This window comes from uncultured Chloroflexus sp., from assembly GCF_937951745.1.
In the GTDB taxonomy this organism is placed as follows: Bacteria; Chloroflexota; Chloroflexia; order Chloroflexales; family Chloroflexaceae; genus Chloroflexus.
The window spans coordinates 16,076-30,743 of the sequence record NZ_CALFBQ010000005.1 but is presented as its reverse complement, the minus strand read 5'-3'; the positions used below and the strand labels follow the sequence as shown (position 1 = coordinate 30,743).

Sequence of the window (14,668 nt, the reverse complement as noted above, 5' to 3'; positions counted from 1 at the left end):
GATTACCGCGCACTGGCTGCTGCCTGCTCGTACACTGCCAGCGTTGCTTGCGCCGTCGCGCGCCATGAGAATAGCGCCGCCCGGCGCAACCCGCGCTGGCGCAGCAATTCACGCAGATCGCGCGAGCGGAGTACGCGCAAAATACCCTCGGCGATCTCGTGCATACTGTGCGGATCAACCGTTAGTGCAGCTTCATCAACCACCTCTGGTAAGCTGCCGGCGTAAGCGCAAACCACCGGGACGCCGCACGCCATAGCTTCAAGCGGCGGCAAGCCAAAGCCTTCATACGACGAGGGAAACACAAACAACAAGGCCCCGCTGTAGAGTGCTGGCAGATCGGCTTCGGCAACATTCGCCAACCCTGTGACCCGGTCGCTTAAGCCGCGTTCAGCGGCAATCGCCATTGGCAGCGGATAGCGCCGGTCAAATTTGCCGGCAATCACCAGCACTGCATCGGCAAATGCCGCCGGCAACTCAGGCAGGACCCGTTCCCATGCGCGCACAAGGCGATCAATATTCTTGTGCGGCTTGTTCGAGCCGACGTACAACACATAGTGACGCGGCAAAGCGTAGCGCATCCGCACCTCGGTAATCTCATCAACCGGCTGCGGAGCAAAAACCGGCGCTGCGGCCAGTGGCGTCACTGCGATCTGGTCGCGCGGAATGCGGAGATGAAAGGCCAAATCATCACGCGAAACCGTCGAGATGGTAATCAGCTTGCGCGCACTCTGGGCAGCGAGCCGCAATGACCAGCGGTAGAAACGCCGCCCACGTGAGCTCAGCGTGTGCGGGTAGCGCAACGGCAAGACATCATAGATAGTTACCACCGAGGGGCAGGGCAGCAGATACGGTTTGACAATGTAGGGCGAATGCAAGAGATCGAGACGCAACCGGCGCGCCAACAACGGTATCTCAAGCTGCTGACCCAGCGCAAAAGGGCCGCTCCGCACGGTGATGTATTCGGTGACAGCATTGGATAGCGGCGGTAATGCTTGCCCGGCATTGACCAACACCAACAACCGATGAGGCGCACAATGTTCGCTTAAAGCTGGCAAGAGCGCGGTGATATAACGGCCAATGCCGGGGAAGTGGTCGCTGGCATAGCGAGCATCAAAACCGATGCGAAGCGGGGACATAGAAATAGAAACAAAGTGTGATCAGGCTATTAGGGCTGGTTTGAAACCCACCCTAACACCTGACCTTACACCCATCCCCCTAGATCCCTTCAGCCAGCAACGACGCGATATAGGTTAACGTCGCGCGACGACCTTGAGGATGCAAGCGCCGCCACAGATTGAGCAGGCGCTGCTCGGTGTACGCATTAATCACTGCCTCGTCGGTCATCGTATCAACCACCGGCGTGGCCACCGCATTGGCCGGCGCAGAAGCCGGCGCAGAGTTAACTGCTGCCGAAGAGGCAGCGCTCACCGGCTCATGGCTCGGCGCCGGCGGCAACACAACGCCACGCTGGCTCAATTCAGTCGCAATGATAAGTCGAGCCACTTCCAGCGAATCAGCGCCCAACACTTCGGCGAGTTTCATCGCGTTATCGGGGTCGGGCGTGGTTTGGCCGTTGATATAGTTTTTCATCGCACTGTCGCTGATCTTGGTAGCGGTACAGAGGCTCGCGCGCGTGAACCGGCCTTGTATCTGCTCTTTCAACCACGCACCGAAGGTTTGCCCGGCGTAAGGCAATAATTCAGAACGTTCACGGACTTCACTAGCGGGCATATTCAAGACTTCCGCCATTTGCTCAACGGTTTTGCTACGCATCCGTGAACGTGCGCCTGCTTCAAACAGGTATGAGCGTAAAGTAGCCACACTGAGACCCAACATCCTAGCAAAATCGACCAGCGATGTTCGCCGTTGCATCGCGGCATGGAATAAGAGCACCGAAAGCGGCGTCTTTTGATCGGACGTGCTCACCGGAGGCAATCCTTTCGTTATCAGCAGTTCTCATCCTATGATTACACAAGAAATTGTGAAAACCTCTTTAATTACACTCGCTATTGTAAGATTATAGTTGGATGTCGCTAAAATGTCAAGGTTTATGTTATGGTCATTTGATAATTTCTGACAAAAATATCAAAGTGACATGATTAGAGAAGTGTGTTACAATAGCAAGCAATTGACACCGGTTTCATAATTGCAGGACCGCTCATGACAACCCCAACCCCTAGTCGCTTTACGATCGACGACCTCTACGAGCTGGGATGGCTGGAAGACCCGCGCCTTAGCCCTGATGGACGTATGGCAGCAGCTATATGGGTTACTGTCGATCGGGTAAACAATGGCTATCGCCGCCAGATCGTGGTGGTTCCAACCGCTGGCGGGCCGCTGCGCCGGTTTACGCGCGGCAAGCAGGATCGCCAGCCGCGCTGGAGTCCCGATAGTAAGTGGTTGGCATTCGTCTCAGACCGCGACGATGAGCGGGGCCAGATTTACGTTATACCGGTTGATGGCGGCGAGGCCCGCCAAGTCACCAGTATGCCCAACGGCGCCAGCGATCCAGCGTGGAGCCCGGACGGACGATGGATCGCGTTCCTTTCATCAGTGAACGCCGAAGAGCAAGCACGAGAAGATAGCGGTGAACTGCCGCCGCCGCCGACTGATGCGTGGGAGGCCCGTCGCGCGCGTGAGCAGCGCCAGCACGACGAGGAGCTGCGCAATGATCCACGGGTGGTGACGAAGTTGCCGTACCGCAGCGGCACGACTTATTTCGATGATCGCCGGCGGCATATTTATGTGATTGAGATCGGCGACGAAGACACACCGGCTACTCCGCGCCGCCTGACGTCCGGCGATCTCCACTACAGCGCACCGGTCTGGATGCCCGCTGGCGATGCGCTCCTTAGCACTGCGACTCGCGACCCTGAAGCCGACTCGCTCTTTGCCTATTATGATGTGATGCGCATTCCGCTTGATGGATCGTTGCCGCAGGCGCTGACCAGCCCCGGCTTTTCGTACCTTGACCCACAACCCTCGCCCGATGGCAGCCAAATTGCCTTTTTGCGCCTGAATGAGGCACGACTGCTCGGTGAAGGCCGGCGGGTAGCGATCGTTCCCGCTGAGGGAGGCGAACCGCACGATCTCACCGCGCATACTGACCTGAATATAGCGCAATTCCACTGGCAACCTGACGGGCAAGGCGTGTTGTTTAGCGCCGGTTGGCGCGGCGATGCCCACGTCTACCAGATCGGGTTACCGGGCACGCCGACCTACCGCAATGGAATGACGCTGGTAGGCAGGCCGCGCATCGTCAGCGAATTTGATGTGGGGCGTGATGGCAGTATCGCATTTGTCGCCGGCAGCCCTGCCAATCCGTGCGATCTCTACTTCCGCAGCGCCGATGGTCACGAGCGCCGGTTGACGGCAATCAACGACCGGCTCCTCAGCCAACGGATCATCATGCCGATCGAGGAATTGCTCTACCTTGCGCCTGACGGCAGCGAAGTGCAAGGCTGGGTGCTGCACCCGCCCGATTTCGATCCGACCCACCGCTATCCATTGGCGGTCTATATCCACGGCGGGCCGCATGTGATGTGGGGGCCGGGCTTTCGTTCGATGTGGCACGAATGGCAAACAGCGGCGGCGCGGGGGTATGTGGTCTTCTTCTGCAACCCGCGCGGCAGCGAGGGTTACGGCGAACTCTGGCGAGATGCCATCCGCGGCAATTGGGGTGAAGCTGACGCACCTGATATTTTGGCCGGGATTGACACCCTCGTCGTTCGCGGCTCTATCGACCCCGACCGCATCGCCGTCACTGGCGGTTCGTATGGCGGCTATATGACGGCATGGCTAATCGGCCACGACGATCGCTTTGCCTGTGCCGTCGCTGCGCGCGGCGTCTACAATCTGCTGACCCAGCACAGTACCAGTGATGCGCACGAGCTGATCGAGATCGAGTTCGGTGGCTACCCATGGGAGCTGTATGAAGAATTGTGGGATCATTCCCCATTGGCGCATGCTCACAAGATTCAAACACCGCTGCTGCTCTTGCACAGCGAGCTCGACTACCGTGTGCCGATCAGCGAGGCTGAACAGCTCTTCGCCATCCTCCGCCGCCAAAAGAAGGTGGTGGAACTGGTGCGCTACCCGCGCGAAGGCCATGAACTGACCCGCAGCGGTGAACCGCGCCACCGCGCCGACCACATGCGGCGGACGTTGGAATGGTTTGACCGGTATTGCCGGCGGGAATCATAGATACCGGTCACGTTATGATCGTGGAGACGCACGTCGGTGCGGCTCTACCAACCGCCCCGCGCTCTCCTGTACAGGTATAGCAGCGCTGTGCCCTTTCCTCCATTTCTCATTTGACACAGCAATCATTTCCGCCGTATCATACCCTTAGTTTGTCTAACTAATTGTTTTGACCTATGGATCAAATCACCATCGCCAATGCCCAGCGCCTGATCCAATTGATCGACTGCATGCGGGCCAATCAACCGCGTAGTCCCCTCTTCCAGCAGCTCGGCGAGTGGGGATTGTCGATGTCGCATATGCGCTTGCTCGGTTTGTTAGCGCCTGATCGCGAGCTGTCGATGCGCGAATTAGCCGAGGCGCTCGGGATTACGCCACCGTCGTTGACCGCCCTCAGCCGCCGGCTGGTGCAGAACGGCTTGGTCGAACGCCGTCCGCATCCCGACGACAGCCGGATCACGCTGCTGGCCCTGAGCGAGGCCGGGTGCAAACTCCATCGCGATCTTGAAACGGAACGGCTAGGGCACATGGCGCGGTTGTTGGCCGGCTTAAGCCATGCCGAACAGCAGCTCTTTCTCGATTTGCTAGAGCGCGCGATGCGCACCTGACCCGACCAACGACTCGCCTCCTTCACCGAAAGTGAGAGGATTCAGCAACCATGCCAGCAGGAAACGTCTATGCAAGCTAATCGTGCCGCCCAACTACCGACCAATCGGCCCAATCCCGGCGCGCTGATCCGCGCCATTCGCTATCTCGGTAAGCAACGCCGCACCGTGATGATCGCCTACAGCGCGTTGGTGATCGCGACGCTGGCACAACTGGCCGTGCCGCAATTGGTGCAGAACATGATCGATGCGGTCACGCGCAGCATCACCGCTACCCGCATCCTCACCGAAGTGCCGGCGGCATTTCAGGCTGCCGCGGCCGCACAACTCGGCCTTACCATCGAGCAATTGCAGCGCGATGCCAACAACGCTGAAGGTTTGGTGATTAACGCGGCCTTGCTGATTTTAGTCTTCGCCGTGATGCGCGGCGTCTTTTCGTTTTTGCAATCGTTTATGGCTGAACAAACATCGCACGGGTTGGCCTTCGACCTGCGCAACGCAATCTTTAGCAAGATCCAGCGCATGTCGTTCAGCTTCTACGACCGCAACCAGACTGGGCAGCTCATGGTGCGTGCTACCGACGATGTCGAGCGGGTGCGCACCTTTGTTGCGCAGGGGTTGGTGTTGGTCGCCCAATCGTTTTTGCTCCTCACCGGCGCGCTGATCGTGCTCGCATTTACGAACTGGCAACTGACGCTAGTGATCTTGCCGATCCTGCCGATTGCACTGGCCGTCTTTGTCGTCTTTGGCCGCCTGAGCCAACCGTTGTTCGGGGAAGTACAGGCGCGACTGGCCCGGCTCAACACGATTTTGCAAGAGAATGTCGCCGGGATTAAGGTGGTCAAAGCGTTTACCCGCGAACCTTACGAAGAGCAACGGTTCGATCGAGCGGCAACGGCGCTGATGGAACAGCAGATCAAGGTCAACCGCATCTTCGCCTTTCTGTTCCCGGTGGTGTTTCTGATTGCCCAGCTCGGCCAAGCGGCGATCCTCTACTTTGGCGGCCAGCAGATCCTCAATGGCACGCTAGAGTTGGGCCAGTACCAGAAGTTTAGCCTCTATCTGGTGTACGTCTTCTTCCCGCTCGGCCAGCTCGGTTTTATCATCGCGCTGCTGGCGCAAGCCGGCGCGTCGGCGGCCCGCATTTTCGAGGTGCTCGATACCGAAAGCGAAATTGTCGAACGCCCGAATGCGATCGTCTTACCGCCCTTGCAAGGGCGGGTCGAGTTCCGCAATGTCACCTTCCGCTACTTCAACAGCAGCGCACCGGTGTTGCAAGATGTCAGCTTTGTAGTTGAACCGGGTCAAACTGTGGCTCTGCTCGGCGCCACTGGCAGCGGCAAAACTTCGATCATCAATCTGATCCCGCGCTTCTACGATGTGAGCGAGGGGGCAGTACTGATCGACGGCTACGATGTGCGCGAGGTGACGATTGACAGCCTGCGCAGCCAGATCGGGATTGTGTTGCAAGAGACGAACTTGTTTAGCGGCACGATTCGCGAAAATATCGCCTTTGGCCGCCCTGACGCCAGCGACGAAGAGGTGATCGCGGCGGCGAAAGCGGCGGCGGCGCACGACTTTATCATGAGTTTTCCCGACGGCTACCAGACACGGGTTGGCGAGCGGGGCACGACACTATCGGGTGGTCAGAAACAACGCATTGCTATTGCCCGCGCGCTGCTGCTCAATCCGCGCTTGCTCATCCTCGACGACAGCACCAGCAATGTGGATGTCGCGACTGAGGCACTGATCCAGCGCGCCCTTGATCGGCTCATGCGCGGGCGCACCAGCTTTGTGATTGCCCAGCGGATCAGTACGGTGCGCAATGCCGATCTGATCCTCGTGCTCGATAAAGGGCGTTTGGTCGCCAGCGGCACCCACGCCGATCTGCTAGAAAACAGCCCGATCTATGCCGAAATCTACGCTTCCCAGTTGATCGAAGACGCCCCCTTGCCGTCACCAAACGGCCAGCTTGGCGAAGGAGCATCCACGCTATGATGGGAGGATTTGGCGGCCCTAGCCGCATGCTCAATACCGAGGTGCAAAAGCCAAAGAATGTATTGGCGACGATCGCTCGCTTCTGGCCCTATTTCCGGCCCTATTGGTTTGCAGTAGCGCTAACGCTGATCTTTATCACGGCTAGCGCCCAGTTGCAGGTGATAGCACCTGAACTGATCGGGCAAGCGGTGGACTGTTACCTCTTCCCGCGCGCCGATGCCTGCTGGTACACGAACGTCAATCCCACCGCGACTATCACCGACCGGATGGGAGGGTTAGCCGGCTTAACCGGCTGGTTATTGGTACTCTTCATCGGCGGCGCTTTCCTGCAAGGGTTGGCCTTCTTTAGTATGAACTGGACTGGCCAGCGCGCTTTGCGCCAGATTCGCGAAGATGTCTTCGCTCATATCCACCGGCTCTCGCTTGGCTATTTCTCTCGCAACGAGGCCGGCAACGTTATGAGCCGCATCACCAGCGATACCGACACCATCCAGCAGACACTCAGCTTTGCCTTGTTGAGCGTTGTCAACGGCCTCTTGCAAATCGGGCTGACGATCAATGCGATGGTGCAGAGCAATCTACCCTACGCCCTGATCAGCCTGAGCGTCGTGCCGTTTATGATCCTCGCGACGTTTTACTTCTCAACCCAAGCCCGGCGCGCGTTTCGCACCAGCCGCCAGCAGATGGGGAACGTCAATGCCGGTCTGCAAGAGAGCATCGCCGGCGCGCGCGAGGTGCAGGCGTTCAACCGCGAAGCCGAGAGTATTGCCCAATTCGAACGAGCGAATGCCGCGAACCGTGATGCCAATATTCGCGCCGCCAGCTTCACCAGCGCGCTTAACCCGGTGCTGGAAGCGTTAGGCTATGTCGCGATCGCAATTGTGGTTGTGGTGGGTGCGCTCAGCGCACTGCGCAACACCCCCCTCTTCGGTACGGCAATCATCTCGCTCGGCACCATTTTTGCGTTTATCCAATATGTACAACGCTTTAACCAGCCCATCCAACAGATCGCTACCCTTTGGACAAACGTGCAGAACGCGATTGCCGGCGGCGAGCGCATTTTTGGCCTGCTCGACGTACAGCCCGATCTGGTTGATGCAGACAACGCCCGCCCGCTGCCTCCGATTAAAGGCCGGGTCGTATTCGATCACGTCTGGGCCGAATACAAACCGGGCCAGCCGGTATTGCGCGACGTGAGCTTCGTGGCTGAGCCGGGCCAGACGATTGCTATCGTTGGGCCAACCGGCGCCGGCAAGACGACGCTGGTCAACCTGATCCCGCGTTTCTACGACGTAAGCGCGGGCAGCGTCACGATTGACGGCTACGACGTGCGCGAGGTGACGTCCGCTAGCCTGCGTTCGCAGATCGGAATCGTGCTGCAAGACACCTTCCTGTTTGCCGATACCGTGCTGAACAACATCCGCTATGGCCGGCTCGAGGCCAGCGACGAGGAGGTCATCGCGGTGGCCAAACTGGTTGGCGCGCACGAATTCATCGAGCGGTTGCCCGACGGCTACCAGACGATGCTCGGCGAACGAGGTACTGGTCTCAGCCAAGGCCAACGCCAATTGATAGCGATTGCCCGCGCCGCACTGGCCAATCCACGCATCTTAATCCTCGACGAAGCGACCAGCAGCGTCGATACTCGTACCGAGCGGATCATCCAGCGCGCCTTTGACCAGATGCTGGTCGGACGCACAAGTTTCGTGATTGCCCACCGGCTCAGCACCATCCGCAACGCCGATCTGGTGCTAATGGTCAAAGACGGTCAGATTGTCGAGCGCGGCAGCCATTACGAGCTATTGGCCCAGCGCGGCGCGTATTACGAGCTGTACCGGCAGCAATTCACCGCTGGTGAAGGTGCAGACGTGGAACCGGCCCGGGTGGGGTAGAGTAGGAGTAGCAATCATCACGCGCCGCGCGCGGGTAGAGCAACGCTCTGTCCGCGCGCGGTGCAGCAATCTCCTGCGAGCACAGTAACAAGCCCTCAGCGTCCACTCTCGCCCAAGCAGAAGCGCCCTTGCAACGACAACAGGTCACCCCCAAGCAACAACAACCAGTTGACCACGACCGGCCGCATCGTACCCAACCAATCACCGGATCACAATCGGCAGATACCGATCGTAGGCAATCGGGAACCCGGCAATCAGTGGCAACCCTGTGCCACCAGCAGGCGCAGCCGTCACCCCTCCCACCCCGACAGGCCGATCAACGGTGAGATAACGGCGCAGAAAACGGCTCCACGCATCGGTTTGGCCGCGGTAGAGCAAGCGTTCAACGTAAAGCGGCTGGGATCCAAACAGCGAGTGGTGGGGGAAGAACTCAGCCAAACCGCCGCCGGGAGGCAACGTAGACACACCGGGGACGCCAGATGCTTGCCGGCGGGCGTTGATCACGAAGGGTGTCGAACCGCCAAGCACAGCCGTCAGCGCCGCATTTGCCGTCAGCACAGGGGCTAATGCGCTGGCTTGCAAAGCGGGAGCAGAGGCCAAAGCTGCTGTGAAATCACCGAGATCGAGGAAGGCATCTTCCGGCACATAATACCGGTCGCCGATCGTATCACGCATCATATCGGCCAAGCCATTGCCCGACGAGTCGTAGATAGTACTGGCCGCGCGCACCTCACCTAATGCTTGCTGGATGACAGTACCACGTTCATTCAACACCCGCGCAAGCTCGGCAGCTAGCGCATCACGTGCCGTTTGCACCGCACTGGCGTGCGCAAGATCGAACGCGGCCAGCGCATACTCGCGCAATACTCCATCGGCACGTGACGCCGCCGCATACAGCACCGGCACATCACTCGCCACCGCGCGCGGATCATTGCCATCGGTCGCGGCCAGCCGGTTCAACACCTGACGCAACCATGGCGTGCGCCAGATCTGGCCGGGTGGCGCGACCAGATAATCGGCGGCAGGGGCCAAGGCCAAGGCTGTGGTAAGATTAGCCGTCAACGGCGCTTGCATCAGCACAAGATTGATCCGTTTACCGCTCGCATTGGTAGCAGCAGTGAGCGCCGATCCCACATCAGCGATGCTCATCGCCAGTTGGTTGGCCGTCGTCTCATCGCTCCCAAACCCCAACGCCGGATGAGCCGGCCCCACCAGCACCAGCATCGTGCGACTGGCCGGGAACTTCTGTAAACCTTTCGCAACAAACTCGCGCAACGTCGCCGGGTCAGCGCTGTTGGGTTCGAGTTGCTGCCGGCAATCCACAGCACTTCCGCGCAGAGCACAGATCTCCCCGCCAGTGTTGCCATATCCATCGTAGAAGGTCACAATCGAGATATTCGGATAGGATGCCGCCAATGCCTTTAACCGCGCCAGCTCAAAGGCTGGCTGCGCCACCGCGCTCATCCGCGCTAGATCACCAAGCGCATTATCCGCAGCCACGTAGATCAGCACCGTCCAACTAGCCGGCGCTGCATCTGCCGGCCAGCCTTCATCGTTGGCCGGTTGGGTAGGTAACGTGCGTGGCGCCGGCAAGAAGGTAATCGTATGCTCAGCAAAGCTATAGCCATAGGCTGGATGGGCGGCGGTGCCGCGCGGATCACGCACGATGGCATACCAACGATACGGATAGCCGTAGCGAAGCCGGAATGTAGCAAAACTGGCTGGAACAAGGTCAAAAAAAGGCTCAGTCGCAGTCAAAACCGGGCTGCACAACTGGGAAGGCAAGCCCGTTTCGGACACGAGCAGCGCCGGATCATACAGACAAATCTGGTAGGTTTCACCCTCGATCCCACGTGGCTCAATTTCCAACCGCACCGGAGAGTCATCGGCCAACACCACTGTAGCATTGGGTGGTGGATCGACCAACCGCACGGTGCTCAGCTCAAGATCGAGATTGGACACTTCTTGCCCAGCAGTAAGGGTGGTAATGACCGGCCCAGCCAGCACCCCCAGCCGGCGATCATCACGGGCCGGAGCAAGTGGCTGATTGGCAAACCAAACTTGATAGGCAGCACCGGCAGGCAACGGCGGCACGCTGAACTGATAACGAAAGCCATCTTCCGCTGGCGTGACTTGAGCCGTTGCGACCACCTGCCGCCTGTTGCCATCGTAACGCAGCAGTAACACATGCGTATCGTTCAGAGCAGATGCTGTGCGATTGCGCTGCGTCACCCGCCCGCTGAGCGTTGCGACGGTGCGCGCACACACCTGTGCTTCAATGTTATCAAAGGAGATGTTAATCGCCGTGCCATCATTTACACCGCGCAACGTAATGACCAATTGCGCCGCGCCCTCCTTAGCTAATGGCGCAATATCCGTAGCAGCCCATGTAAAGCTGCGCCAAATACCGTCAGCCCTTCCACTCAGCGATAGATCGACGGCGAAAATGCGACCCGATGGAGTCGGGTCATTAGGCAAGTTCAGCGATAGCGTCACCGTATCGTTCGGCCCCAATGCGCCGGGTGGTATCCGGTACCGCAGCGAACCAATGATCTGCTCGGCAGTCGCCGGTACGGTGAAGGTTTGGCCAAAAGCATCGACATCAACACTGCCATCGCTATCGCCATCGTCATCTTCGATCAGGAAGATCGCTTGCGGCGGCGAAAAGACCTGTGCGACCTCGGTGGTAAAGTTCACCTGACTGCGTATCGCACGCCAAGGCGATTCTGATGGCCCAAGGCTGATCGCCGGATCGGCCAGCGCATCGGTGCAGAGCATCAAATTAGCCAGCTCAGGCGGTGGATCATAGACCGCCTCGATCTGCGGTGGGATGAGACCGATGAGGAATCCAACGCAGAGCAACAGCGCGATCAGGCGCTGCCTCACCGTCAAACGCTGCACTGAAGTCTGGTACAATAAAGCGACCATGCGCCACAACTCCGCTGGAGGCGATATGACCGAAGTCTCTCATCTTACCGTAAGTACCGCTCAAGCTGCATTGGCAGCCGGCGAGATCACAGCGGTAGAACTCACCGAAGCTTATCTCGCGCGGATCAACGCTACCGAACCACAGATTCGCGCCTTCCTGCATCTTACCCCCGACACCGCCCTTGCCGCGGCACGCGCTGCTGATGAACGGCGGCGAAAAGGCCAGCCACTCGGCCCGCTCGACGGCATCCCAATCGGGATCAAAGATGTCATCTGCACCAACGGCGTGCCGACAACTGCCGGTTCGCGCATCTTGGCCGGCTTTCGCCCACCCTACAACGCCACTGTCATCGAGCGGCTGCTTGCCGGCGGCGCAGTGCTGATCGGCAAACTCAACTGCGATGAGTTTGCTATGGGTTCCAGCACTGAAAACAGCGCTTACCAGATCACCACCAACCCGTGGGACACCAGCCGGGTGCCGGGTGGCAGTAGCGGCGGCAGCGCGGCGGCAGTCGCCGCCGGCCAAGTACCGGCCACGCTCGGTACCGACACCGGCGGCTCGATCCGGCAACCGGCGGCCTTGTGCGGTATCAGCGGCCTCAAACCGACGTATGGCCGGGTCAGCCGGTATGGTCTGATCGCCTACGGCTCATCGCTCGATCAGATCGGGCCAATGGCGTGGACAGTGACGGATCTGGCTATGATCATGAACGTGATTGCAGGCCACGATCCGCGTGACGGTACGAGCGCTCCCCTGCCCATCCCTGATTACACAGCAGCGTTGACCGGCGATCTGCGCGGGCTGCGGATCGGGATTCCCCGCGAATACTTCGTGGAGGGTATGGAACCGGGAGTAGAAGCCGCCACCCGCGCAGCTATCGAGGCGCTGCGCGAACAAGGTGCGACATTGGTCGAGGTGTCGCTGCCGCACACTAAATATGCTTTGCCTACATACTACATCATCGCCCCCGCCGAGGCTAGTGCCAATTTGGCCCGATTCGACGGCGTGCGCTACGGCTTCCGCGCCGAGGGTGAAACAATGTGGGAGCAGATCGAGCAGACGCGCGGGCAAGGGTTTGGCCCCGAAGTGCGCCGGCGGATCATGCTCGGCACCTATGCGCTCTCAGCCGGCTACTACGATGCCTACTACCGGCGTGCGCAACAAGTGCGCACCTTGATCAAGCGCGATTTCGATCAGGTGTTTGCCGAGGTAGATCTCTTGGCCACACCCACCTCGCCTACGGTGGCCTTCCCCATTGGCCAAAAGATCAACGATCCACTAGCGATGTATCTCAGCGACGTTTGCACCTTGCCAATTAACCTCGCCGGCGTACCGGCGCTGGTTGTACCGTGCGGTTTTAGCGACGGATTGCCAGTAGGTCTGCAATTGATCGGGAAGCCATTTGACGAAACCACGTTACTGCGAGTTGGCGATGCGTATCAACGCATCACCGATTGGCATACTCGCCGGCCAGCGTTGGCATAAGCGCATTCCTTGCACTACATACCCGCAGATTGTGGTATACTAAAAGGCGGTTTATAAAAACTCGACCGGTCAGTATTGGATTATTTAAGGAGAGACATCATCAATGAGCCGTTCGCGAGGGGTTGGGCGGCCACGAGCGCGCCGCCGCGAGTGTGAGTTTACCAAGTTGGGTATTGTGCCCGACTATAAAGATGTCAAGCGTCTGCAGAAGTATCTGACTGCGCAGGGCAAGATCCTGCCGCGGCGCCGTACCGGCGTGTCGGCCAAGATGCAACGCCGGTTGGCAGTTGCTATCAAGCGCGCGCGCCATCTGGCGCTGTTGCCGGCAGCGCCGGCGCATACGCGCTAAGCGATTAGTCGGATCAACGCGATAGTAGTATCGCGTTGCGCGGCAGCACCAGCGCATACGCGCTGAGCGATTAGTGCTAGAAACGGTACGGATGACGTGCGAGGGTTGAAGCGGCTCATACGCTGCTCTACCCTCGCACGTTGACTAGACGGGAAGTAGCTTATGGCAGCCTCTATCTCTCCATCGCTGCAACCACCAATCGACACCCAAGCTTGGTTAAGCGGTGTGCGCGCCGCATGGCAACGCAGTGGCCTTCGCATCACCGGACCCCGCCTCCGCGTGATCGAGACGATCGTATCGTACTGCGCTCCGTTCAGCGCCGAGCAACTCTACGCCGATCTCTGCACTCACAACGAGGCACCGGGGCGGGCAACCGTCTATCGCACGATCGAGCAACTGCACGCCAGCGGTTGGCTTGCCCGTATCCATGGCTCGGTCGGTGAAGAAGGTTACGTACCCTGCCATCCCGGCCATCTTCATCATCTGGTCTGCACGCAATGCGGCGCGGTTATCAGTTTTGAAGGCTGTGATCTAGAACAGATGCTAGCCCGTGTTGCCAAAGAGACCGGCTTTAGCGTCGAGGGGCATTTGCTGCAATTGTTTGGCCGCTGTGCGCAATGCCAAACGAAAGCTTCATCGTCGTAGCATACCGTTACGACGATGGCAACACTACCCCAAACTTGCTTAAATGGGGGCGAACAATGTCAAGCGCGCCCATTGTTTTGAGCCGCGCTGCAAGGTAGGTTACGTCGAGTTGACAGCGCCGGATGATCCCGGCAACATCATTGATATCGTGCTTCCCTTGCTCTGGCCCGCGCTGCAACAGCAGTTTGTGGGCCACAATATCTTCCGGCGCAGCGACATAGACTTGCGCGCCGAGTAATGGCATCCGGCGGCGGTGGTGCTGCATCGGTTCGTCGAGCCAGAAGGGATGGCTGGCAGCACCGCAACGCACCGTTAAATCTTCGAATAACTTGATCCCGCGCCAGATCACCCGCGAACCATCTGATTGCACCGCTTTGTGCGATTGTTGCAATAATTGGATAATCCGCGGCAACGCGCCCCGCTGCACTAGAATATCCACATCGTTGAGCGGACGCCGATCACCGTATAAATGAGCAGCCGCGCCACCGATCACGGCCCATGCCATCTGATCGCCGTCGAGCAGGCGTTGGACGATAGCAAGATTTCCGGCGATAAGTGACATTAT

The 14,668-nt window shown here is 59.1% G+C and carries 11 protein-coding genes; 7 read left to right on the top strand and 4 right to left on the bottom strand.

Annotated elements, in window-relative coordinates; all coding sequences use genetic code 11:
- Positions 1-2: 2 nt before the first annotated feature.
- Together Q1A59_RS01895 and Q1A59_RS01890 are read right to left on the bottom strand one after the other, a co-directional pair.
- The gene (locus tag Q1A59_RS01895; protein WP_298404131.1) at positions 3-1,136 is read right to left on the bottom strand and encodes a glycosyltransferase family 1 protein; all 1,134 of its coding nucleotides are present in this window, start codon (positions 1,134-1,136) and stop codon (positions 3-5) included.
- Positions 1,137-1,215: 79 nt separating this feature from the next.
- The gene (locus tag Q1A59_RS01890; RefSeq protein ID WP_298404128.1) at positions 1,216-1,926 is read right to left on the bottom strand and encodes a helix-turn-helix transcriptional regulator; all 711 of its coding nucleotides are present in this window, start codon (positions 1,924-1,926) and stop codon (positions 1,216-1,218) included.
- A gap of 234 nt (positions 1,927-2,160) precedes the next feature.
- Between Q1A59_RS01890 and Q1A59_RS01885 the strand changes: the two genes are divergently transcribed.
- From Q1A59_RS01885 to Q1A59_RS01870, 4 genes are all read left to right on the top strand, one after another.
- A complete protein-coding gene (locus tag Q1A59_RS01885) occupies positions 2,161-4,203 on the top strand; it encodes a S9 family peptidase (RefSeq protein WP_299643593.1) in 2,043 nt (680 codons plus the stop codon).
- A gap of 173 nt (positions 4,204-4,376) precedes the next feature.
- The gene (locus Q1A59_RS01880) at positions 4,377-4,808 is read left to right on the top strand and encodes a MarR family winged helix-turn-helix transcriptional regulator (protein ID WP_298404122.1); all 432 of its coding nucleotides are present in this window, start codon (positions 4,377-4,379) and stop codon (positions 4,806-4,808) included.
- Positions 4,809-4,877: 69 nt separating this feature from the next.
- Complete coding sequence (locus Q1A59_RS01875) at positions 4,878-6,803, top strand: ABC transporter ATP-binding protein (protein ID WP_298404119.1); 1,926 nt, start codon at positions 4,878-4,880, stop codon at positions 6,801-6,803.
- Entirely contained in the window at positions 6,800-8,695 is a 1,896-nt protein-coding gene (locus Q1A59_RS01870; RefSeq protein WP_298404116.1) for an ABC transporter ATP-binding protein, read from the top strand. Before Q1A59_RS01875 ends, Q1A59_RS01870 begins: the two co-directional genes overlap by 4 nt.
- Positions 8,696-8,896: 201 nt before the next feature.
- Here Q1A59_RS01870 and Q1A59_RS01865 read toward each other — a convergent pair whose 3' ends face one another.
- Complete coding sequence (locus Q1A59_RS01865) at positions 8,897-11,623, bottom strand: clostripain-related cysteine peptidase (RefSeq protein ID WP_299643589.1); 2,727 nt, start codon at positions 11,621-11,623, stop codon at positions 8,897-8,899.
- Positions 11,624-11,648: 25 nt separating this feature from the next.
- On the opposite strand from Q1A59_RS01865, the gene gatA reads away from it, so the two are divergent.
- The 3 genes from gatA to Q1A59_RS01850 all read left to right on the top strand — a co-directional run bounded on the left by gatA (position 11,649) and on the right by Q1A59_RS01850 (position 14,103).
- The gene (gene gatA / locus Q1A59_RS01860) at positions 11,649-13,109 is read left to right on the top strand and encodes an Asp-tRNA(Asn)/Glu-tRNA(Gln) amidotransferase subunit GatA (protein ID WP_298404111.1); all 1,461 of its coding nucleotides are present in this window, start codon (positions 11,649-11,651) and stop codon (positions 13,107-13,109) included.
- A 103-nt stretch (positions 13,110-13,212) separates the two neighbouring features.
- Complete coding sequence (rpsR, locus tag Q1A59_RS01855; RefSeq protein WP_066787774.1) at positions 13,213-13,458, top strand: 30S ribosomal protein S18; 246 nt, start codon at positions 13,213-13,215, stop codon at positions 13,456-13,458.
- 162 nt (positions 13,459-13,620) lie between these two features.
- Positions 13,621-14,103 (top strand): Fur family transcriptional regulator, encoded by a 483-nt coding sequence (locus tag Q1A59_RS01850; protein ID WP_298404108.1) that lies wholly within the window; start codon positions 13,621-13,623, stop codon positions 14,101-14,103.
- A gap of 7 nt (positions 14,104-14,110) precedes the next feature.
- Here Q1A59_RS01850 and Q1A59_RS01845 read toward each other — a convergent pair whose 3' ends face one another.
- Positions 14,111-14,665 (bottom strand): hypothetical protein, encoded by a 555-nt coding sequence (locus tag Q1A59_RS01845; protein WP_298404106.1) that lies wholly within the window; start codon positions 14,663-14,665, stop codon positions 14,111-14,113.
- Between the last annotated feature and the right edge of the window lie 3 nt (positions 14,666-14,668).